This is a genomic window from Salinivibrio proteolyticus, assembly GCF_001996165.1.
GTDB classification, from domain to species: Bacteria; Pseudomonadota; Gammaproteobacteria; order Enterobacterales; family Vibrionaceae; genus Salinivibrio; species Salinivibrio proteolyticus.
Map to the genome: position 1 here is coordinate 1 of NZ_MUFP01000003.1, position 20,548 is coordinate 20,548.

The 20,548-nt window shown below is 50.1% G+C and carries 15 protein-coding genes and 1 pseudogene; 12 read left to right on the forward strand and 4 right to left on the reverse strand.

Going from position 1 to position 20,548, the window contains the following annotated elements; translation table 11 throughout:
* The first annotated feature begins 89 nt into the window (after window positions 1-89).
* A complete protein-coding gene (locus tag BZJ19_RS02300) occupies window positions 90-1,412 on the forward strand; it encodes an IS4 family transposase (RefSeq protein ID WP_077674497.1) in 1,323 nt (440 codons plus the stop codon).
* Between the two features lie 256 nt (window positions 1,413-1,668).
* Here the strand turns inward: BZJ19_RS02300 and gppA are convergent, their stop codons facing one another.
* Window positions 1,669-3,186 carry a guanosine-5'-triphosphate,3'-diphosphate diphosphatase gene (gppA, locus tag BZJ19_RS02305; RefSeq protein WP_077674498.1) on the reverse strand — a complete coding sequence of 506 codons (1,518 nt, stop codon included), beginning with the start codon at window positions 3,184-3,186 and terminating at the stop codon, window positions 1,669-1,671.
* 30 nt (window positions 3,187-3,216) lie between these two features.
* Entirely contained in the window at window positions 3,217-4,509 is a 1,293-nt protein-coding gene (gene rhlB, locus BZJ19_RS02310; RefSeq protein ID WP_077456815.1) for an ATP-dependent RNA helicase RhlB, read from the reverse strand.
* 112 nt (window positions 4,510-4,621) lie between these two features.
* Here rhlB and trxA point away from each other — a divergent pair, with 112 nt between their 5' ends.
* The 5 genes and pseudogenes from trxA (at window position 4,622) to fre (ending at window position 9,922) form a co-directional block, all read left to right on the forward strand.
* Window positions 4,622-4,948 carry a thioredoxin TrxA gene (gene trxA, locus BZJ19_RS02315; protein ID WP_069590219.1) on the forward strand — a complete coding sequence of 109 codons (327 nt, stop codon included), beginning with the start codon at window positions 4,622-4,624 and terminating at the stop codon, window positions 4,946-4,948.
* 183 nt (window positions 4,949-5,131) lie between these two features.
* A complete protein-coding gene (gene rho / locus BZJ19_RS02320) occupies window positions 5,132-6,397 on the forward strand; it encodes a transcription termination factor Rho (protein ID WP_077674499.1) in 1,266 nt (421 codons plus the stop codon).
* Between the two features lie 188 nt (window positions 6,398-6,585).
* The gene (locus BZJ19_RS02325) at window positions 6,586-7,548 is read left to right on the forward strand and encodes a hypothetical protein (RefSeq protein WP_077674500.1); all 963 of its coding nucleotides are present in this window, start codon (window positions 6,586-6,588) and stop codon (window positions 7,546-7,548) included.
* A 74-nt stretch (window positions 7,549-7,622) separates the two neighbouring features.
* A pseudogene (ubiD, locus tag BZJ19_RS02330) lies at window positions 7,623-9,074 on the forward strand (4-hydroxy-3-polyprenylbenzoate decarboxylase); the annotation flags it as partial.
* 131 nt (window positions 9,075-9,205) lie between these two features.
* Window positions 9,206-9,922 (forward strand): NAD(P)H-flavin reductase, encoded by a 717-nt coding sequence (gene fre / locus BZJ19_RS02335; protein ID WP_069590225.1) that lies wholly within the window; start codon window positions 9,206-9,208, stop codon window positions 9,920-9,922.
* 87 nt (window positions 9,923-10,009) lie between these two features.
* On the opposite strand, the gene BZJ19_RS02340 is transcribed toward fre, so the two are convergent.
* Window positions 10,010-10,894 carry a carboxylate/amino acid/amine transporter gene (locus tag BZJ19_RS02340; RefSeq protein ID WP_077456807.1) on the reverse strand — a complete coding sequence of 295 codons (885 nt, stop codon included), beginning with the start codon at window positions 10,892-10,894 and terminating at the stop codon, window positions 10,010-10,012.
* Between the two features lie 141 nt (window positions 10,895-11,035).
* A complete protein-coding gene (locus BZJ19_RS02345; RefSeq protein WP_069590228.1) occupies window positions 11,036-11,461 on the reverse strand; it encodes a universal stress protein in 426 nt (141 codons plus the stop codon).
* Between the two features lie 221 nt (window positions 11,462-11,682).
* On the opposite strand from BZJ19_RS02345, the gene ftnA reads away from it, so the two are divergent.
* The 6 genes from ftnA (at window position 11,683) to BZJ19_RS02375 (ending at window position 20,546) form a co-directional block, all read left to right on the forward strand.
* Window positions 11,683-12,213, forward strand: coding sequence for a non-heme ferritin (gene ftnA / locus BZJ19_RS02350; RefSeq protein ID WP_069590230.1), 531 nt, complete (start codon window positions 11,683-11,685; stop codon window positions 12,211-12,213).
* 50 nt (window positions 12,214-12,263) lie between these two features.
* A complete protein-coding gene (locus BZJ19_RS02355) occupies window positions 12,264-12,611 on the forward strand; it encodes a universal stress protein UspB (RefSeq protein WP_077456805.1) in 348 nt (115 codons plus the stop codon).
* Between the two features lie 96 nt (window positions 12,612-12,707).
* On the forward strand, window positions 12,708-13,829 hold the full coding sequence (locus BZJ19_RS02360) for a mechanosensitive ion channel family protein (RefSeq protein WP_077674502.1): 1,122 nt from the start codon (window positions 12,708-12,710) through the stop codon (window positions 13,827-13,829).
* Window positions 13,830-13,905: 76 nt separating this feature from the next.
* Window positions 13,906-15,090 carry a BaiN/RdsA family NAD(P)/FAD-dependent oxidoreductase gene (locus BZJ19_RS02365; protein ID WP_077674503.1) on the forward strand — a complete coding sequence of 395 codons (1,185 nt, stop codon included), beginning with the start codon at window positions 13,906-13,908 and terminating at the stop codon, window positions 15,088-15,090.
* Window positions 15,091-15,410: 320 nt separating this feature from the next.
* Window positions 15,411-18,932: a type I restriction-modification system endonuclease gene (hsdR, locus tag BZJ19_RS02370; RefSeq protein ID WP_077674504.1), complete on the forward strand. Its 3,522-nt coding sequence runs from the start codon at window positions 15,411-15,413 to the stop codon at window positions 18,930-18,932.
* A 66-nt stretch (window positions 18,933-18,998) separates the two neighbouring features.
* On the forward strand, window positions 18,999-20,546 hold the full coding sequence (locus tag BZJ19_RS02375) for a type I restriction-modification system subunit M (RefSeq protein WP_077674505.1): 1,548 nt from the start codon (window positions 18,999-19,001) through the stop codon (window positions 20,544-20,546).
* The last annotated feature ends 2 nt before the right edge of the window (window positions 20,547-20,548 follow it).

A 20,548-nucleotide genomic window follows, 5' to 3' on the forward strand; every position in this document is an offset into this window, starting at 1 on the left:
TAATGCCGATCAGTTAAGCAAAAAATGATCGGTTGAACGATCCTGAGAGGGTGTCAAAATCCGAGTGTTTCTGCACACTCGGATTTTTTATGTTCTTAAGACAAGCCCTCGACCGAATACATCAATTCTCTGCTGACCAACTCAATGGTCTATCCGATCTCCTTTGCCCTGAACTCATTCACCAATGTCTTGAGGACACAGGCGTCGCGACGATTCGTAAGCGTAGGCTCCCCATGGAATTGATGGTATGGAGCGTTGTGGGAATGTCACTTTATCGGCATCTATCGATGAGTAAGGTGGTCTCTCAACTAGATATATTGCTACCGGGCAAGAAACCCTTTGTTGCGCCGAGTGCGGTTATCCATGCCCGTAAGAAGTTGGGGCACAAGCCAGTCGAAGCGGTGTTCAACCAAACTCAGCAATTGTGGCATGAGAAGACCCCACATCCTGACTGGTACGGACKCACTTTACATGCTGTTGATGGCGTAGTTTGGCGAACACCAGATACGGCCGACAACGATAAGGCTTTTAGCCGAACCGGYAATAAAACAACGACGTCAGACTATCCTCAAGTTCGCATGGTCTGCCATATGGAATTAACGAGCCATCTGCTTAACAGTGCTGCCTTTGACTCCGTCTCCGTCAGTGAGGTTGACCTCACCGCTCAGCTTATCGATAAAGCCCCAGATAATAGCCTCACCCTGTTTGACAAAGGCTTTTATGCCTTAGGGCTTCTCCATCGTTGGCAAAGCCAAGGTACGGAGAGGCACTGGCTAATTCCGTTACGAAAAGGGGCGCAATATAAGACATTGAGAAAACTGGGGCGTGGTCAGGAGCTAATTGAACTCTCGCTAACTGCTCAAGCGAAAAAGAAATGGGCTGATGCGCCAGATACACTGGAGGCGAGACTCATTACCACCAAGGTCAAAGGGAAAGAGGTCAAACTGCTGACGTCAATGACCGACCCCAAGCGGTATATAGGGACCGATATTACAGAGCTCTACAGTCATCGTTGGGAAATCGAATTAGGCTATCGAGAGATGAAGCAGTACATGCTTCAAAATAGCCTAACGCTAAGAAGTAAAACACCGGCGTTAGTTAACCAGGAGCTTTGGGGGATGTTGCTCGCCTACAACCTACTGCGTTTTATGATGTGCCAGATGGCGTATTCATTGAACACGGTAATGCCATACCAAATAGGCTTTAAGCAGGCATCAATATTTTTAGTGAGTCAGTTGCAGGTGCTCCCGGCTGTCGCACCTGGAAGGTACCCAGAAGTGCTCCGATATATCCTCGACATGGCAGAGAGCTTTGTACTTCCAGAGAGGCGAGAGAGGACATACCCAAGAGCAGTAAAGAAAAGGCCCAATCGCTATGCGACTAGGCCTTCTAAAAGACGCAACTCAGCTTAATTCACATGCATTANAGTCAGTTGCAGGTGCTCCCGGCTGTCGCACCTGGAAGGTACCCAGAAGTGCTCCGATATATCCTCGACATGGCAGAGAGCTTTGTACTTCCAGAGAGGCGAGAGAGGACATACCCAAGAGCAGTAAAGAAAAGGCCCAATCGCTATGCGACTAGGCCTTCTAAAAGACGCAACTCAGCTTAATTCACATGCATTACGCGCTAGGCGGGCTTTTTTGTGCTCACGGGATGGGCAAGTGCGATTTAGACACCGCCATCAGCGTGGGTGATCACGACCAGCGGTTGACCAAGGCTGGATTGACGCAAGGCTTCCTGCTCCAGCTCGGCACTCAGCAATGGGCTGGTATCCAGCAACGTGGTGTCTAAGGTTAAGGTGAGCGCATCACCGTCCGCACAAAGGCGACTGAGTGGCCGTACGCGGCTGTCTCGGCGGTGGCACAAAATCACCGCCAAACGCAGCAAACGTAGGAGGCGATTGGCACTTTGCGCTGACAAGGCATGTTGGCCATCAATGCGAACCAGTTGCTCACGATAGTAGCGAAGCAAGGTAGCAATCAGCTGCTTTTGAGCGCGCGTAAAGCCGGGTAAGTCGAGATGGGTGATCAAATAGGCCGCATGGTCGCCGTCTTGTTTAAAGCCAATGCTTAAGCCTATTTCGTGCACACAGGCTGCTGCATGAAGCAAGCTACTGGCGTGGGGCTCTGGCACCCAGTCAGGCGGACATTGGTGAAGTAAATCCAACGCCGTTTGTGCCACCGTCATGCCATGCGCTTCATCGAGCTGATAGCGAGATTGAATACTGGCGATGGTGCGCGCACGTATATCGCTGTGGCGCATTGCGGTCATCATTTCATACACCAGACCTTCACGGAGTGCGCCGCCAGCCAGTGTCATGCTGGTGACATCCAAGCATTCAAAAATGGCGATCAGTATCGATAACCCGCTTGGGAAAACCAAGGCGCGTTCAAGCGTGAGGCCGTCAATGTCGAGGGCATCCATTTGTCCGCACGCAATGGCTTGGTCGCGTAGACGATGGAGTTTTTCCAGCGTGATGACTTCATCCATGCCTTGCGTCACCATAATTTCTTGCAAGGCTTGCACTGTTCCGCTGGCGCCTACGCAACAATCCCATCCGAGGGCGCGATAGGCGGCCATATGAGGCGCTAATTCCGCTTTGGCTCCGGCAATCGCGGCATCGAACGCCGCTTGATTGAGTACACGGTCGGCAAAGTAGTCTTCAAGGAAGGTCACACAGCCCATGTTAAGGCTTTGCAGTAGCGCAGGCTCAAATTGTTGGCCAATGATGAGCTCGGTGCTGGCCCCGCCAATATCCACCACCAAGCGTTTTCCTGGGCCGCCCGAAGTATGGGCTACCCCTTGGTAGATGGTGCGCGCTTCTTCTTCACCAGAGATGATCTCGATGTTGTGGCCTAATAGCTGGTTCGCTTTGGCGAGAAACGCATCAGCGTTCGAGGCTCGGCGTAATGCGGCCGTCGCCACCACCCGAATATGATCGGCTTCAAAGTCTTGCAAGCGTTCAGCGAAAAGCGCGAGGCATTCCCAGCCGCGCTGCATGGCTTCGTCACTGAGCTGACGTTGTGCGTTCATTCCCGCCGCTAAGCGGACTTTGCGCTTAATTTTGGCCAGTGTTTGCACACTGCCAGCCACTTGACGCACAACCAGCATGTGAAAGCTGTTAGAGCCTAAATCAATCGCCGCATAAAGCGACGATGTGTGAGCGGTGGTTCCATCACGACGCATGGCGCGACCTTACCTCATAACTGCCGAATGTTATGCCGACTTTTGTGGGCGTCGACGTTGACGGTTGCGGTTGTTGCCGCTGTTGTTTTTGCCAGTATTACGACGACTGTTCACCTGACGCTTGGCAATCTTTTTCGGGGCCGGTAAGTCCGTGAGCAGTGCGCTGCGATCAAATTCGCTGACTGGAATACTGTGTTCAATGTATTCCTCAATGGCGGGCAAATTGATGGCGTATTCTTCACAGGCAAAGCTGATAGAGCTGCCACTGGCACCAGCACGACCGGTACGACCAATGCGGTGGACATAGTCTTCGGCATCGTCGGGCAAGTCGTAGTTAAATACGTGGGTGACTTGCGGAATATGCAAGCCGCGCGCGGCGACATCGGTGGCCACCAACAAATCAATCTCACCTTTGGTGAATTGTTCGAGGATTTTCACCCGCTTTTTCTGCGGAACGTCACCAGTCAGTAGACCAACGCGGTGATCGTCTGCAGCAAGGTGGGCCCAAATCGACTCGCAGCGATGCTTAGTGTTAGCAAAAATGATCGCGCGCTCCGGCCAGTCTTCTTCGATCAAGGTTTGCAGCAACGGCATTTTTTCGTTGTTGGAAGGCTGGAAAAGCTCTTCTTTAATGCGATGGCCGGTTTTTTGTTCTGGCTCGATCACCACATGCTCTGGGTTGGTCATGTGCTCGAAGGCCAGTTCTTGAACGCGATAAGACAAGGTGGCAGAAAACAACATGTTCAAGCGCTTGTTAGCCGCAGGCATACGGTTAAACAAGAAGCGAATATCTTTGATAAAGCCTAAATCGAACATGCGATCCGCTTCATCTAACACCACCGCCTGAATGCCATGCAAATCAATCACTTTCTTCTTGTAGAAGTCGATGATACGGCCGCAGGTGCCGATTAAAATATCAACGCCTTGTTCAAGTGTCTGTTGCTGTTTGTCATAACCTTCGCCACCATAGGCAAGCCCTGCGGTAATCGAGGTATTTGCGAGTAATGGTTCCGCATCGTTATAGATCTGAATGGCCAATTCGCGCGTAGGAGCTAATATGATTGCCCGTGGTTGGTTAGTTTTCCGTGACGCTGGTGCGTCAGTGGTTAACAAGTGATGAAACGTCGCAGCCAGAAACGCCAGGGTTTTGCCTGTCCCCGTTTGCGCCTGTCCTGCAATGTCTTGGCCGGTGAGCAGGACCGGCAATGCCTTTGCTTGGATAGGCGTACATTGGGTGAACCCTTTGGCCTCCAAGCTCTTGAGAACATCGGCGTGCAAGCCGAGCTCGGCAAATTTCTGCTCTGTGATATGCGTCATTTTCATCCGGATAGAATATCAGCTTAGGCTTGCAATACGGAAGCGAATCCAGTCAAATAGTGCCATTATTTACTGGTCGCAATTTAGCCAGTAACAAAAACATGTATTGGAGTAGAAGATGAGCGACAAAATTTTGCAGCTAACCGACGACAGCTTTGACGCAGACGTTTTAAATGCTGCAGGACCTGTACTGGTTGATTTTTGGGCAGAATGGTGTGGGCCATGTAAAATGATCGCGCCAATTCTGGACGAAATCGCTGACGAGTACGAAGGTAAAGTCACCATCGGAAAACTGAACATTGACCAGAACGCAGGTACACCGCCTAAGTTCGGCATCCGTGGTATCCCGACATTGCTGCTATTTAAAGATGGCGGCGTGGCAGCAACTAAGGTTGGTGCATTGTCAAAAACTCAGTTGAAAGAGTTCCTTGACGCTAACCTATAATGTTAAGACGGCCGCCACTGCCTCCCAGTGGCGGTCGTTTTTCTGTCAACTAGACGATACCCCATTTTGGTGCTACCTTATTGCACGGAAATTGTACTTCTGTTCATCTCTCGAACATGCCACTGGTCTCGACACGCTAACTAATTTCAGACCTCAACTTTGACAAACAAGACACTCACCACTATGAATCTTACCGAACTGAAGACTCAACCCGTCTCGACGCTGGTTGCGCTTGGCGAAAGCATGGGACTCGAAAACCTAGCTCGCTTGCGTAAACAGGACATCATTTTCTCGATCCTCAAACAGCACGCAAAAAGCGGTGAAGACATTTTCGGCAATGGCGTGCTGGAAATTCTTCAAGACGGGTTTGGCTTCCTGCGTAGCGCAGATAGCTCGTATTTGGCCGGCCCAGATGACATCTATGTGTCGCCAAGCCAAATTCGTCGCTTTAACCTGCGCACAGGCGATACCATCGCGGGTAAAATTCGTCCCCCTAAAGACGGCGAGCGCTACTTCGCGCTATTGAAAGTTAACCAAGTTAACAGCGACAAACCAGACAACGCCCGCAGTAAAATCCTCTTCGAAAACTTAACCCCTTTGCACGCCAGCGAACGTATGGTGATGGAGCGCGGAAACGGCTCGACAGAAGACATCACTGCCCGTGTGCTCGACTTAGCCTCGCCAATCGGTAAAGGCCAACGTGGTTTGATTGTTGCGCCGCCAAAAGCGGGTAAAACCATGCTGCTGCAAAACATCGCGCAAAGCATCGCTTACAACCACCCAGAATGTGAGTTGATGGTGCTGTTGATCGATGAGCGTCCGGAAGAAGTGACCGAGATGCAGCGCTTGGTGAAAGGGGAAGTGGTTGCATCGACTTTTGATGAGCCAGCGAGCCGTCACGTACAAGTGGCCGATATGGTGATTGAAAAAGCCAAGCGTTTAGTCGAACACAAAAAAGACGTAGTGATCCTGCTGGACTCAATTACTCGTCTGGCGCGTGCTTACAACACAGTTGTACCGTCTTCCGGTAAAGTATTGACCGGTGGTGTCGACGCCAACGCCTTGCACCGTCCTAAGCGCTTCTTTGGTGCGGCCCGTAACGTGGAAGAAGGTGGTAGCTTGACCATTATCGCGACTGCGCTGGTGGATACAGGCTCGAAGATGGACGAAGTCATCTACGAAGAATTTAAAGGTACAGGTAACATGGAACTGCACCTGTCACGTAAGATTGCCGAGAAGCGTGTCTTCCCAGCCATTGACTTCACGCGCTCTGGTACCCGTCGCGAAGAATTGCTGACTAAAGCGGATGAACTACAGAAGATGTGGATCCTGCGTAAGATTGTCCACCCAATGGGGGAAATCGAAGGCATGGAGTTCTTGATTGATAAGCTGGCCATGTCGAAGACCAATGATGAGTTCTTTGACGCCATGCGACGTCAAAACTCCTGATCCGGATCGTAATTGTGAGAAGCACTGTCTGCGGGCAGTGCTTTTTTATTGCCTATTGAGCGATGACTTCGCACAATGGTCTCACCCGACATGGATGTAGCCGGATTGCTACAAGTGGTACAGGATTGCAACGGATGGCAAGATGTTTTCGCGTGTTAGTGCTGATAGCATGCCTAGTCGTAGGCACAATGCCCAGCCGCGCGGCGGTCACGGAGGCGTCAACGCCGAGCGGACAAATCGTGACACAGGCGTTTATTGATGGCCTGTTAGAGACGCCTTCTACCCAGCAAGCCATGGCGATCGCGTTTCAGCGACAAATGGCTGATGATATTGACGGATTGCGTGCTCACCTGCAAAGTCTGTCGCCGCTGATCCAAGAGGCGACCTTGTACCGACTCCTTTCCACACCCACACGGTTAGATAACCCCGATTGGCGCACTTTCTTGCGCGATCTCAGTCACCAGCAACCGCATTTTTTATTACGTCATCAGCAAGACGGTTATTGGGTCACCACCCCTGCTTTCCACTATGCGGCCGCCGCACGTCAGCAATTAAACCGGTATCAGCACGAGCAACTGACCCAAGAGCTCGGCATGCTATTAAGCTATCGCCAGCTGATGATTGCTGATTGGGTGAAACCTGACGACCCTGATTATGCGCGGCGCCGTGATGCCTTGGTGGCGATGATTGGTGACTATGAGGCCAATGGTTTGGCCTATTTGGCCGAGCAATACCTGCATGACCCACGGTTGCTCTGGCTGCCTGACAACGCGATCTTGGCGGTGCTCGCCGAGAAAACGCAGCATCCGGGACTGTACGCGCGATTATGGCGTCGAGGCACGGATGTGTATAGCTTAGAGGCCTTACATGCCCTGAAAGGACAGGTGAGTGATAGCTTTTCGGTAAGCCAAATGATGGCCGCGGCAAGAAACCCCTCTTTGCGCGACACCGCGATTCGCCAGCTTGCCAGCTTGTCACCGTTGCCAGCGCCGGTTGCTGATTTTCTCGTGGCACAGTTGTCATTGCGTCAAGGTGATCAGGTAGCGCAACTGCTCGTCGAGGCGGGTAAAGGGGAATGGCTAACCGGCTTACAAGCCGAGTTGGGCCCGCTAGGCCGTCAGCACATTGCATCTGCGCTGTCGTCGCGCTAATGTCACCGCTTCACCGATCTGGATACCGGTTTGCTTGGTATCATTAAGGCGTTTATTAACCCGTTGAGCCTGATATGAAATTTTCCGATCTGCGCGATTTTATCGACTATCTTGAAGCCCAAGGCGAGCTCAAACGCATCGCCCAACCGGTGGACCCTGATCAGGAGATCACCGAGATTTGCGACCGTACCCTGCGAGAGGGCGGTCCGGCGTTATTGTTCGAAAACCCCGTTGGCTATGAGATGCCCGTGCTTGCCAACCTCTTTGGAACCCCAAAACGCGTTGCGATGGGCATGGGGCGTGAGGATGTGCTTGAGCTGCGAGAGGTGGGTAAACTGCTTGCCTACTTGAAAGAACCTGAGCCGCCCAAAGGCTTTCGAGATGCGCTCGATAAACTGCCCGTGTTTCGTCAAGTGCTCAACATGCCAGCGAAAACCGTACGGCGTCCGCGTTGCCAAGAGGTGGTGCTGAGCGGCGATGAGGTCGATCTGGATAAGATTCCGGTGATGCGTTGCTGGCCCGGTGATGTGGCACCCTTGCTGACTTGGGGACTGACCATTACCCGCGGACCCAACAAAAAACGGCAAAATCTGGGTATTTACCGCCAGCAAAAAATCGGCAAAAACAAAGTGATCATGCGTTGGCTAGCCCATCGCGGTGGCGCGTTAGATTTGCACGATTGGATGCAAACCCATCCTAATGAACCATTTCCGGTGACCGTGGCTTATGGCGCTGACCCTGCCACCATTCTCGGGGCAGTGACACCGGTGCCGGATACCTTGTCCGAGTATGCGTTTGCTGGCTTATTGCGCGGCAGTAAAACCGAAGTGGCCAAGTGTATCAGCAACGATTTGGATGTGCCTGCTAGTGCGGAAATCGTGATGGAAGGTTATATCGACCCCAATGAATACGCGGATGAAGGGCCGTATGGCGATCATACCGGTTATTACAATGAGGTTGAGCGTCACCATGTGTTCACTGTGACGCATCTGACCATGCGCAAAAAACCGATTTACCATAGCACCTACACGGGGCGCCCACCGGATGAACCTGCCGTTTTAGGCGTGGCACTTAACGAAGTGTTTGTGCCGATTTTGCAAAAGCAGTTCCCAGAGATTGTCGATTTCTACCTACCGCCTGAAGGATGCTCGTATCGCATGGCGGTGGTGACCATGAAAAAACAATACCCCGGTCATGCCAAGCGGGTGATGATGGGCGTGTGGTCGTTCTTGCGTCAGTTTATGTACACCAAGTTTGTGATAGTGTGTGACGATGACGTCAACGCACGTGATTGGAATGACGTCATTTGGGCGATTACCACGCGTATGGATCCCGCGCGCGATACCGTGATGGTGGAAAATACCCCTATCGACTCGCTCGACTTTGCTTCACCTGTGGTGGGGCTGGGCTCGAAAATGGGCCTCGATGCCACCAACAAATGGCAAGGGGAAACCGATCGCGAGTGGGGCACGCCCATTGCTAAAGACCCAGACGTGGTTGCGCGCATCGACGCGATTTGGGATGAATTAGGGATCTTAGACTAATCCTATTGGAATGCGCTAGCATTCACCGTTAACGATAAAAACACAGCCCAAGGCGGTAGTGATGCCGCCTCTTATAACCTCATCGGCTGTAGCAAAACGAACAGAGGAACAGAATGTCGATACTATGTGAAGTGACAGCCGTTGAGCCGTTGGCGTGTCACACCTACCGCATTGTCCTGAAGCCGCAGCAAGCGGTGCGTTATCAACCAGGGCAATACGTGATGGCGGTGATGGGCGAAAAAGATAAGCGCCCGTTTTCGCTGGCAAGTAGCCCTTGTCGTCAAAATGGCGGTGAACTCGAGCTGCACGTTGGTGCGGCGGACGAGAATCCGTTTGCGTTAGAAGTGGTTGAGAAAGCCAAAGCCGTACTAGAAAGCGGTGAAGCGGGCTTTGAAATTACTGAGCCTGCCGGTGATGCTTGGCTGCGAGAGAGCGATCGTCCCTTGCTACTGATTGCTGGCGGGACCGGTTTTTCTTACGTGCGCAGCATGGTCGATCACTGTATTAGTCAGAAGATACAGTCGCCGATCTTTATTTATTGGGGCGCCCGTACCCCTTGTCAGCTTTATGCCCATGACGAGATGCAAGCATTGGCGGAACAGCATCCGCACATTACCTTTATGCCTGTTGTGGAGCAAGCTGAAGGCGAGTGGCGCGGTAAAGTGGGCAATGTGTTAGAAGCGGTGATGGAAGATTTTGTCAGCCTTGGCGCTTATGACATTTATATCGCGGGCCGTTTTGAAATGGCAGGTGTGGCACGCGACATGTTCTGTAAAGAGCGCGGTGTGAGTCGTGATCATCTCTACTCAGACGCGTTTGCCTTTATCTGATTGAGCCTTCTTTATCGGCTAAGTAAACAGGCAGGGATTTCCCTGCCTGTTTTGTACTTGAGACACCGAGGTCTTGGGACGGCCTACCTACCGCTGGGCGGCACCCCGCTGGGCCTCGACGCGGCGCTTTACCCACGTTTGGTTAAACCACAGCGCGGCTAAAATCAGTATCCCACCGCTGAGTAGCGGCAGAAGGTCCGCGTCGCGGTTCCAAATCAGCACGTTCACCACAATCCCGGCTGGGATCAGCGCATTGTTCATCACCGCGAGTGCCCCCGAGTTGACCAGCGTAGCGCCCTTATTCCAAAAGAAATAGCCCAGCCCTGACGCGATAGTGCCTAGGTAAATTAATACACCCCACTGGGTTGGCGTAGCAGGCAGTTTGTCGCTGTTGCCCAACAGTGCAAAAGCCAGCACGCCCACCACTAAGGCGCCAAGATAAAACCAACCAAACACCGCATGTTGGGGAAGAGGCGTTTGTTCCTTCTCAATCAGGTATTTGTAACCGACTTGGCCAATCGCAAAGCAAAGGTTCGCCCCTTGCACCACCAAAAAGCCGATCAGAAAGTCTGGGTTGACGGTGGCGTAGCGGATCACCACGGCGCCGAGCACCGCCATCGCGGCGGTGACCAGATACCACGCGCTAAACTGACGCTTCAAGGCATCGTAAATCAATGTGACGTAGAGCGGGGTAAAGACGGTAAACAGCAGCACTTCTGGCACTGACAAGAATAGGAAAGACTGATAGAAGAAGCAGTACATGATGCCGAGCTGACATGCCCCGACCAGCATCAGTTGAGCGGCAAAGGCCGGCCTTACTTGGCGAGGACGCAAGAAGGGTAAAAAAACCAACCCAGCGAGTACAATCCGCATCAGGACTGCGAAATAACTGTCCACTTGGCCGGCGAGATACACCCCAATCAAACTAAATGAAAAGGCCCACAGCAGTGTGACCCCGCTAAGATACCCCATGACTCGGTTCCTTCGATATCGTAAATAAAAAGGCAGTGTACCGTTTCATTACGGGGACGCAATTGGTTCGCTGAACACAGTGCAATAAGGTCAAAAAGAAGGCGGATTGACCGCCTTCATCGCCCTGTGTGACGCCAGAGATTAGTCGCGGATCGGCACCATCAACAGATCGACCGGTGTTTTGTTGATAAGCTGCTTGGTAGATGAGAGCAGTGAGCTCCAAAAGTCTTGGTGATGGCCAACGACAACCAAATCAATTCCCATGTTTTGAATCGATTCTGTGATCTCTTCAGCAAGGTCGCCGCTGCTAACCAGGGTATGAGTCACTGGCACCTGTGCGTTGCCCGCCAGTTGATTTAGTTTGTGCTGAGCTTCTTCAATGACGCGGTTACGCGATTCGACCAAATTAATATCGATAAGTCCGGTATAAAGCTCGGCGTAATTCACATCGATGTGGACCAGTGATAATTTCGCGCCGACAGCTTGGGCAAGAGAATCGGCTTTGGCAACCAAACGTTCGCTGTCTTCCGACAAATCAACAGCAACCAAAATATGCTTATATGACATAGAGTTATCCTTTTTATGTGAGGTTGTCATCGCAGTCTAGCGAGCTTGCGTATTAAAAACAGTCACTGCGATCGCATTCCGATTAAGAATTCGACAATGATGTTTGTCATAAATTCGGCAGATGACTCTGCACCACACACGTTTGTCGGCGATATCCGCTTGAAAAGGGACGTGCTGCTGGTCAGAATGACAGCTAACCCCAAATAAAGAGGACGTTTTATATGTTAGCACCCGCCATGGTTGACAGGCTCAATGAGCAGATCAATTTGGAGTTTTTCTCATCAAATCTATACTTACAAATGAGTGCTTGGTGTGAAGACAAAGGATTTGAAGGCGCTGCGCGATTCCTCCATAAGCACGCGCAGGAAGAAATGCAGCATATGCAGCGTCTTTTCACCTACGTGAGCGAGACTGGTGCGATGCCTATTTTGGGCTCAATCGACGCACCGCGCCACGAGTTCGCATCATTGGGCGAAGTGTTCCGTGAAACCTATCAACACGAGCGTTTAATCACGGAAAAGATCAATAGCCTAGCGCACGTTGCGTTTACAACTCAGGATTATTCAACCTTTAATTTCCTGCAGTGGTACGTGGCTGAGCAGCACGAGGAAGAAAAGCTGTTTAAAGGCATACTCGATAAGATCGAGTTGGTGGGCGAAGATGGCAAGGCCTTGTTCTTTATTGATAAAGACTTGTCTGCCATGGCTCAAGAGGACTCATCGTCAGTGATGGACGGCACCGCAGGGCTGTAAGTTTATCTTTCTCCCTCGGCCGCCTCACTGGGTTGCGGAGGGAGATGTATATGAACGGTGATATCCTAATTGTGGCAGTGTTTGCCGTCACATTGGTTAATTTTGCGCGCTACTTGTCTTCACTACGCGCACTGGTTGTGATGTTACGCGACGCCAATCCATTGCTTTATCAGCAAATTTGTCGTGGAGATAACAACTTTTTCTCACTCTCACCCCAAGGCGATATTTCTCGTCAAAAGCGCCTGTACCAGTACATTCGTAGCCAAGAGTACTTGCACCATCATGACGAGCTGTTTGTGGGTAAGTGCAATAAAGTTCGTCACCTGTTTATGCTCAATGTGGCATTGTCCGGTGCCTTGCTCGCGACCTTTTTTCTTGTCGCTTTTGCGGGCTGGTAAGCGAACGCTCTCATATCCAACAAAATGCTGACTCAGGTCAGCATTTTTTTTGTTAGGCTGACAACATTCTGAGAAAAACCGTCTGTTGAGGAAAGCATGCAAAGCCTGATTGACTGGTGGCAGGCCCTACATCAAGCCGCCGCGTGGGAATGGATTTCCGATGTGGTCACTTTAACTGGTYTTAGTGCTATCGCGTGGGCGATTTGGCATGTACTGGTGGGGCGACTCAAAGCGCTGGCGGAAAAGACCATTACCCGCTGGGACGATATTATTTGGCCGGCTATCGATACACCGCTAAGTACGCTGATTTGGCTATGGCCTGCCTCGCACTCCATTGAAATTATCATTGATAATACCGCTGGCGATGTCTCGCTCAGTTGGCTCACCTTGGTGCAAGACTTGGTGGTGGTGTGGGTGGTCATTTGGATTTTGCTGCGCTTGGTCAACAGTGGTGAAGAAGTCATGATTGAAACTGGCAATCGTGATCACACCACCATCAACACCATGGGTAATGTGCTGCGTGCGCTGTTTGTGTGCGTGGGGATTATTTCCCTGCTGCAAAGCCTCGGGGTCAGTGTTTCCGGCCTACTGACCGTTGGTGGGGTCGGGGGTTTAATTGTTGGTTTTGCCGCCAAGGACTTGTTGTCGAACTTTTTTGGTGGGGTAATGATTTACTTTGATCGCCCATTTAAAGTGGGCGACTGGGTACGCTCCCCCGATCGCAACATTGAGGGCACGGTGGAAAAAATTGGTATTCGCATGACGGTGGTACGCACCTTTGATTTGCGCCCTTTATACGTGCCCAACTCGGTATTCAGTAACGTAGTGGTGGAAAACCCCTCGCGGATGCTGAATCGCCGCATTTATGAAACCATCGGACTGCGCTATCAAGACGCCGATAAAATCAGCGCGGTGATTGATGATGTGTATGCCATGCTGGAAGCCCACCCAGACATCGAGACGCGACAAACCTTGATTGTGAACTTCAACAGCTTTGGGCCACACTCGCTCGATTTCTTTATTTACACCTTCACCAAAACGGTGAACTGGCAACGTTATCACCGTGTGAAGCAGGACGTACTACTGCAAGTGATTGGTATTATTCATCAGCACGGTGCGGATATTGCCTTCCCAACCCGTACGTTACATATGGACCCCGGTATGATTGAGCAACACGCAGGTGCCATGATGGCACCGCCTGAGGTGCAGGCGCGTTAAAACACGCTTGCCGCTCACGTGCGGGCTGCTACAATGCCGCTCCCACAGGGTGAGCAGAGAATAAACAGGTAAGCGTGTGACTGAGTATGATGTAATTGTGATTGGCGCCGGTGCGGCAGGATTGATGTGTGCGGCACAAGCTGGCCAACGTGGCCGCCGTGTTTTGGTGGTGGACCATGCCAAAAAACCGGGCCGCAAGATCCTGATCTCTGGCGGCGGGCGCTGCAATTTCACCAACTATGACGTCACCGCCAATAACTTCTTGTGTGAGAACCCGCACTTCGTCAAATCCGCATTGGCGCAATACAGCCAATGGGACTTTATTGGCCTAGTGGCCACCCATGGTGTGGCCTATCACGAGCGTGACCACGGCCAGCTATTTTGTGATGACAGCGCCAAAGATATCGTTAACCTGCTCTTGGCTGAATGCGACCAAGCCACCATCAGTCAACGCTATCGCTGTGAAGTGCATGATATCGTGCAAGAAGAAACCGGCTTTTGCCTTAAACTCAATGGTGAGCCGGTACGCTGCCAGTCGTTGGTAGTCGCCACGGGCGGCCTTTCGATGCCCAAGCTTGGCGCTACCCCCTTTGGTTACCAGCTTGCTGAGCAATTTGGTCTAAAAGTGCTGCCCACTCGCGCCGCCTTGGTGCCGTATACCTTGCACCAAGAAGACAAAACGCGCTTTGCCGATATTTCCGGGGTGTCGGTGCCATGTTCGATCACCACTGAGTCTGGGGTGTGCTTTACCGAGAATCTGCTCTTTACCCACCGCGGTTTATCGGGACCGGCGGTATTGCAAACCTCCTCGTTTTGGCAGCCGGGCGAAGCGGTCACCATCGATTTACTCCCCAGTGAGTCGCTAAAAGACGTGCTGGTGGCGATGCGTGATAAGCACCCCAACCAAACCTTAAAAACCTCACTGTCTCGCCTATTCCCCAAACGCTTGGTCGAGGTCTTGATTGCGCGCGATAGCTTGCCGGATAAACCGCTCAAGCAGCTCGATGACAAACAGCTCGATCAACTTCATCACTACTTTCACCAGTGGTCCATTGCTCCAAACGGCACTGAAGGTTACCGCACCGCAGAAGTGACGCTTGGCGGGGTAGATACCCACGCAATTTCCTCGAAAACCCTTGAAGCGCGAGATATTCCCGGCCTGTATTTTATCGGTGAAGTGCTAGATGTTACCGGCTGGCTCGGCGGCTATAACTTCCAATGGGCCTGGAGCTCCGGCTGGGTAGCCGGGCAGTATGTGTGAATGTGCTGTGACAATAAAGCGGCGTTTGAGATAGGCTTTTAGGCTCGAACAGTATTTCGTTAGAGGAGGGTTCTTTTATTCAACAACGCCTATATGGCTCGTAAAGGCTTTCACCATTAAGTAATAGCAAGGAAGTATCAATAGGTAGTGTTGATCTCATCATCTTCACAACCGAAGGATTAGTCGAATGGCTTAAGCTATATAAACATCAATCAAGTAGAAGCTTGATCAGTTCAAATAGTTAATCATCGGTCATCTACTGGCAAAACTTATTCGTGTTAATATGTTTGGCGTTGCTAAATAACGGATCTGGATAGCTTATGGATATAAAACACGCAAGTGGTTTTTCCTTTCTTGAAGAACACGACCCACTTTTTGTTGAGCTCGCGTCGGGGGCAGAGCGTGTTTTTTCAAGCGATCCGAATACAACGTTAATCAAACTCAGACAGCTAGGGGAAGCTCTGGCACAACACATTGCAGTACTTACTGGTATTGAGTTTGATGAGAAGACTACCCAAGCCGATCTCTTATTCCGTCTTAATCGTGAACTGAGGTTAGAACCAGTTATACGCGAACTTTTCCATACCCTCCGCATCGAAGGCAACAAAGCGACTCACCAGTTCCGAACTCAACACCGAGAAGCTCTTGACGGCCTTAAGGTGGCTAGAGCTCTCGCGATTTGGTTTCATCAATCTTTTGGCAAACAAGGCTCAAGTTTTAAACCAGGGCCATTCATCCCGCCCTCGGATCCCAGTACCCAACTGCGTCAACTTCAGTCTGAAATTGAGAAGCTTAAAACGGATCTCACCAATGCCAATATAGAGTTAGATTCCAGCAAACAACTGAATGACTTAATCAAGCAAGAAAAAGTAGAGTTTGAAGCGTTGGCTTTAGCAATGGATGAAGAGTCCAAACAACTTGCTGAGCTAGCCAAAGAACACGAGCTGGCATTAGCTGAACAGAAAAAAGAATACGAAACCAAACTGCGGGCTCTTCAGAAAAAGCTAGAGTTGCAGGATGAAAAAGCCTCGGCAGCTCAGAAACAGAAAGCAAGTGCTAATGCACGCAGAGCAAGCCAGCATATTGTTTTAAGCGAAGAGTTAACGCGTATTCTGATTGACCAACAGCTCATGGAAGCGGGTTGGTCTGCGGATAGCCAAGAGCAAACCTATCAAAATGGTGCTCGCCCAGAAAAAGGTGTTAATAAGGCGATTGCAGAATGGCCAACAAAATATCACGCTGAAGGCGGCAGAGCAGACTATTTGCTGTTCCATGGCTTAATACCAATCGCTGTGGTAGAAGCAAAAAAAGAAAACACTAATGTCGCGGGTAAGATTCCTCAAGCAGAGCGTTATAGCAAAGGTTTTCAGCTCGAGGGTCAAATGCAAGGTGCGTGGGAAGTTGAGGAACAAACGGTGGCATGGCCAGATGAACTCGATGGCCACTACAAAGTACCATTCGTCTACTCCTGCAATGGTCGCCCATATATCCCACAGCTTGCGGAGCAGTCTGGGACTTGGTTTCGTGATGTGCGTGACTTTAGTAATACTAAGCGTGCTTTACAGCAGTTCCACACGCCTGATGGTTTAATTGACTTGTTGAAACGGAGTAAACAAGAGGCGGAGCAAGTTTTACAGCAAGAAGGCTTTGCGTATCTAAAGCTGCGTGATTACCAAGAAAAAGCAATTGCGGCGGTAGAAAACACATTAGCTCAAAACATTCGTCGCGCGCTACTGGCGATGGCGACGGGAACAGGAAAAACACGAACCATCATTGGTTTGATGTATCGTTTCTTAAAAGCAGAGCGTTTCAAGCGTATCTTGTTCTTGGTTGATAGAACAGCTTTGGGGCAGCAAGCAATCGATTCATTCAATGAAGCACCACTGGAGCAAAACCAAACCTTATCCAAGATCTATAATGTTGCAGAGCTAGGTGATATGGCCGCTGAAGCTGAAACTCGGGTGCAAGTGGCCACCGTTCAGGCGATGGTGAAGCGTATATTTATGGGCGATAACCCACCGCCAATGGACCAATTTGACTGTATCATTGTTGACGAAGCGCACCGAGGCTACACCCTAGATCAAGAAATGACTGAAGGAGAGTTAGCTACTCGAGATAACAGTCAGTATCTCTCAAGTTACCGCCGAGTACTCGATTACTTTGATGCTGTTAAAGTTGGTTTAACCGCTACTCCAGCGAAGCATACCAGTGAGATATTTGGTAAGCCTGTTTACACCTATTCCTATCGCGAAGCAGTCGCCGATGACTGGCTGATCGACCATGAGCCGCCGATTCGTTACGAAACGCTGCTGACTCAAAAGGGTATAGCCTTTGAAAAAGGAGCCCAAGTCTCTGCGATCAACACCCAAACAGGTGAGGTTGAATCATCAGAACTGGACGACGAACTAAAGTTTGAGGTTGATGCGTTTAACCGCAGAGTGATCAATGAGAACTTTAATCGAGTCATCTGTGAGCAACTGGTACAGGAACTTGACCCATTCGGTGACGAAAAAACCATGATCTTCTGTGCCACGGACCTACATGCCGATATGGTGAAACGTCTGTTAGACACGGCATTTAAAGCGCTTTACAACGGAGAATATAATCAAGCTGCAGTAGCTAAGATTACTGGCCAAAGTGACAAAGTCGATAAGCTCATTCGCCAATACAAAAATGAGCGCTATCCGAACATTGCTATTACGGTCGATTTACTGACGACAGGTATAGATGTACCGAAAATAGCTAATCTTGTTTTTCTTCGTCGCGTAAAGTCACGGATTTTGTATGAGCAGATGATCGGGCGTGCTACTCGTCGTTGCGATGAGATAGGCAAGACTGTATTCCGCATTTACGATCCGGTAGATATTTACGCCGCGCTGAGTGAAGTCAACACCATGAAGCCTTTGGTGAAAGATCCGAATGTCACAATTGAACAACTTGTTGATGAGTTGACGGATCCAGAAACGTTGGATAAAGCACTAAATAGTCCAGGAGAGCAGCAAGGTGAATCACATGCGGATGTCATTCTTAGCCAACTGAGTCAAAAACTCATGCGTGTATTGCGTAAGGCCGAGAAAAAATCTGAATCAACACCAGAATTGAAAGAAAAGTTAGGTGAATTACAGGAATTATGGGGAGTAGAGCCTAAGATGCTACACAAATATTTGCATCAGTTAGGCCCCAAACAAGCTGCGCAGTTTGTGAGCCAGCAAAGTGGCTTGCTAAATCAATTGGCCGAGGTATCGTTGCTGATTGGCAGCGAACGTAAACCTTTGATTTCCAACCACGAAGATGAAATCCGAGACCGTACTCAAAGTTATGGCGCTTACCAGCGTCCGGAAGATTACCTTGATAGTTTTAACCAATTCATCAAAGAGCAGTTAAATCAATCAGCTGCATTATCGGTAGTGGTAAACAAGCCAAGAGATCTAACCCGAGAGCAGCTTAAGGATGTGCGCTTACTTCTTGATGGCGCGGGATATGCCGAGGCGAAACTACAAAGCGCGGTACGCAACCAAACCAACCAAGATATTGCAGCCAGTATCATCGGCCATATTCGCCGAGCGGCTTTTGGTGAGCCATTAGTACCATTTGAACAACGTGTCGCTCAGGCGATGGATCGGATTTACACCAATCATCAGTGGACACCAGCACAGCGCAAATGGCTTGACCGACTTGCCAAACAGCTTGTGCATGAAGTGATTGTCGACCGTGAGTTTGTTAACCAACGTTTTGCCGATCATGGTGGCGCCAAGCAGTTAGATAAAATTTTGGTAAACCAATTGGATACCGTACTCGCTGAGCTGAGTGAAGCTATGTGGCCAGTACAAAGCGCCAGTTAATCAGCAACCATTTAAATCACTTGGCGCATCTTATCGATGAGTTAAGAAAGAGAATTAGGAAACAAAATGACTAACGATAATATCGTACAAAAACTCTGGAACCTCTGTGACGTGCTGCGCGATGACGGTATCAACTACTCCGACTATGTAACTGAACTAGTACTGCTACTGTTCATTAAGATGGTGCACGAGAATACCGAAGCCGAAATATTGGATAAGCATATTTTGCCAGAAGGTTGTCGCTGGACGGATTTGAACGGTAAATCAGGCATTAACTTGCTCAACCACTATAAGCAAATGTTGCTCGACCTCTCTAAAGACACCGATCCGCTCATTAGTGCGATTTATGCCGATGCACAAACCCGTTTGCGCGAGCCTCGCCATCTAGAGCAGCTCGTTAAATCACTCGACCAGATTAAAGATTGGTTTAGCGATGAAAAAGATGGCCTTGGCAACCTATACGAAGGCTTGCTGCAAAAGAATGCCAATGAAACTAAATCCGGTGCAGGGCAATACTTCACACCAAGAGTGCTAATTGACTCTATGGTACGTTGTATCAAGCCTCAGCCAGGAGAAGTGATTCAAGACCCTGCAGCCGGTACAGCAGGCTTCTTAATTGCCGCTGACCGCTACATGAAAGGTCTGACTGATGATTATTTCGATCTCGATGCTAAGCAGCAGGCGTTTCAAAAGAACAAAGCATTGATTGGTGTGGAGCTTGTACCGTCGACGCGTCGCCTAGCATTAATGAACTGTTTGCTGCATGGCATGGAAGGTGATGATGAAGGCGTGGTTCACTTAGGGAACGCCTTAGGTCAGGTAGGTGCAAACCTAGAAAAAGCGGATGTAATTCTGGCCAACCCACCATTTGGTACCAGCAAAGGCGGTGAGGCGTCGATTACTCGCGATGATTTGACCTACCCAACGGGCAACAAGCAACTGGCTTTCTTGCAGCATATCTACCGCAATTTGAAGCCGGGTGGACGCGCTGCAGTGGTATTGCCTGATAACGTGCTGTTTGAAGCAGGGGTCGGAACGGATGTTCGTCGGGACCTGATGAACAAATGCAACCTCCACACTATTTTGCGACTACCAACCGGCATTTTCTATGCCCAAGGAGTTAAAACCAATGTGCTCTTTTTCACCAAAGGCAGCGCAAAGGACAAGTTGCAAGAGGAAAACTGCACAGAGAATGTGTGGGTATACGATCTTCGTACCAATATGCCTAGCTTTGGTAAACGCAATCCATTTAATGACAGCCATCTTGCGCCTTTCGAAAAGGTCTATGGTGAAGATGCCAATGGCCAAAGTCCGCGCCAAGAGGGGGATTGGTCATTCGATGCGTTTGAAATTGAAGTCGACAAGTCCGCTAGCGAAGAAAACCAACACGTTGATAACGATTTAGCTCACAGCCGCTGGCGTTGCTTTAGCCGTGATTGGATTCGTCAAAGCAAAGGCGATTCTCTTGATATTAGCTGGCTAAAGGACAAGGACAGTGTCGATGCCTCAAGTCTTCCTGAGCCTAGTGTGTTGGCAAAAGAAGCCAAGCAACAATTGAATGATGCTTTGGCTGAAATTGACAACTTGCTTGCAGAACTTGGCGAGGAAGTATAGTC

Bases quoted from the DNA above. Each gene is read 5' to 3' on its own strand.
- gppA (WP_077674498.1), bottom strand. From the start codon at position 3,186: ATGCGTCGTGATGGAACCACCGCTCACACATCGTCGCTTTATGCGGCG.
- rhlB (WP_077456815.1), bottom strand. From the start codon at position 4,509: ATGAAAATGACGCATATCACAGAGCAGAAATTTGCCGAGCTCGGCTTG.
- trxA (WP_069590219.1), top strand. From the start codon at position 4,622: ATGAGCGACAAAATTTTGCAGCTAACCGACGACAGCTTTGACGCAGAC.
- rho (WP_077674499.1), top strand. From the start codon at position 5,132: ATGAATCTTACCGAACTGAAGACTCAACCCGTCTCGACGCTGGTTGCG.
- BZJ19_RS02325 (WP_077674500.1), top strand. From the start codon at position 6,586: ATGCCCAGCCGCGCGGCGGTCACGGAGGCGTCAACGCCGAGCGGACAA.
- fre (WP_069590225.1), top strand. From the start codon at position 9,206: ATGTCGATACTATGTGAAGTGACAGCCGTTGAGCCGTTGGCGTGTCAC.
- BZJ19_RS02340 (WP_077456807.1), bottom strand. From the start codon at position 10,894: ATGGGGTATCTTAGCGGGGTCACACTGCTGTGGGCCTTTTCATTTAGT.
- BZJ19_RS02345 (WP_069590228.1), bottom strand. From the start codon at position 11,461: ATGTCATATAAGCATATTTTGGTTGCTGTTGATTTGTCGGAAGACAGC.
- ftnA (WP_069590230.1), top strand. From the start codon at position 11,683: ATGTTAGCACCCGCCATGGTTGACAGGCTCAATGAGCAGATCAATTTG.
- BZJ19_RS02355 (WP_077456805.1), top strand. From the start codon at position 12,264: ATGAACGGTGATATCCTAATTGTGGCAGTGTTTGCCGTCACATTGGTT.
- hsdR (WP_077674504.1), top strand. From the start codon at position 15,411: ATGGATATAAAACACGCAAGTGGTTTTTCCTTTCTTGAAGAACACGAC.
- BZJ19_RS02375 (WP_077674505.1), top strand. From the start codon at position 18,999: ATGACTAACGATAATATCGTACAAAAACTCTGGAACCTCTGTGACGTG.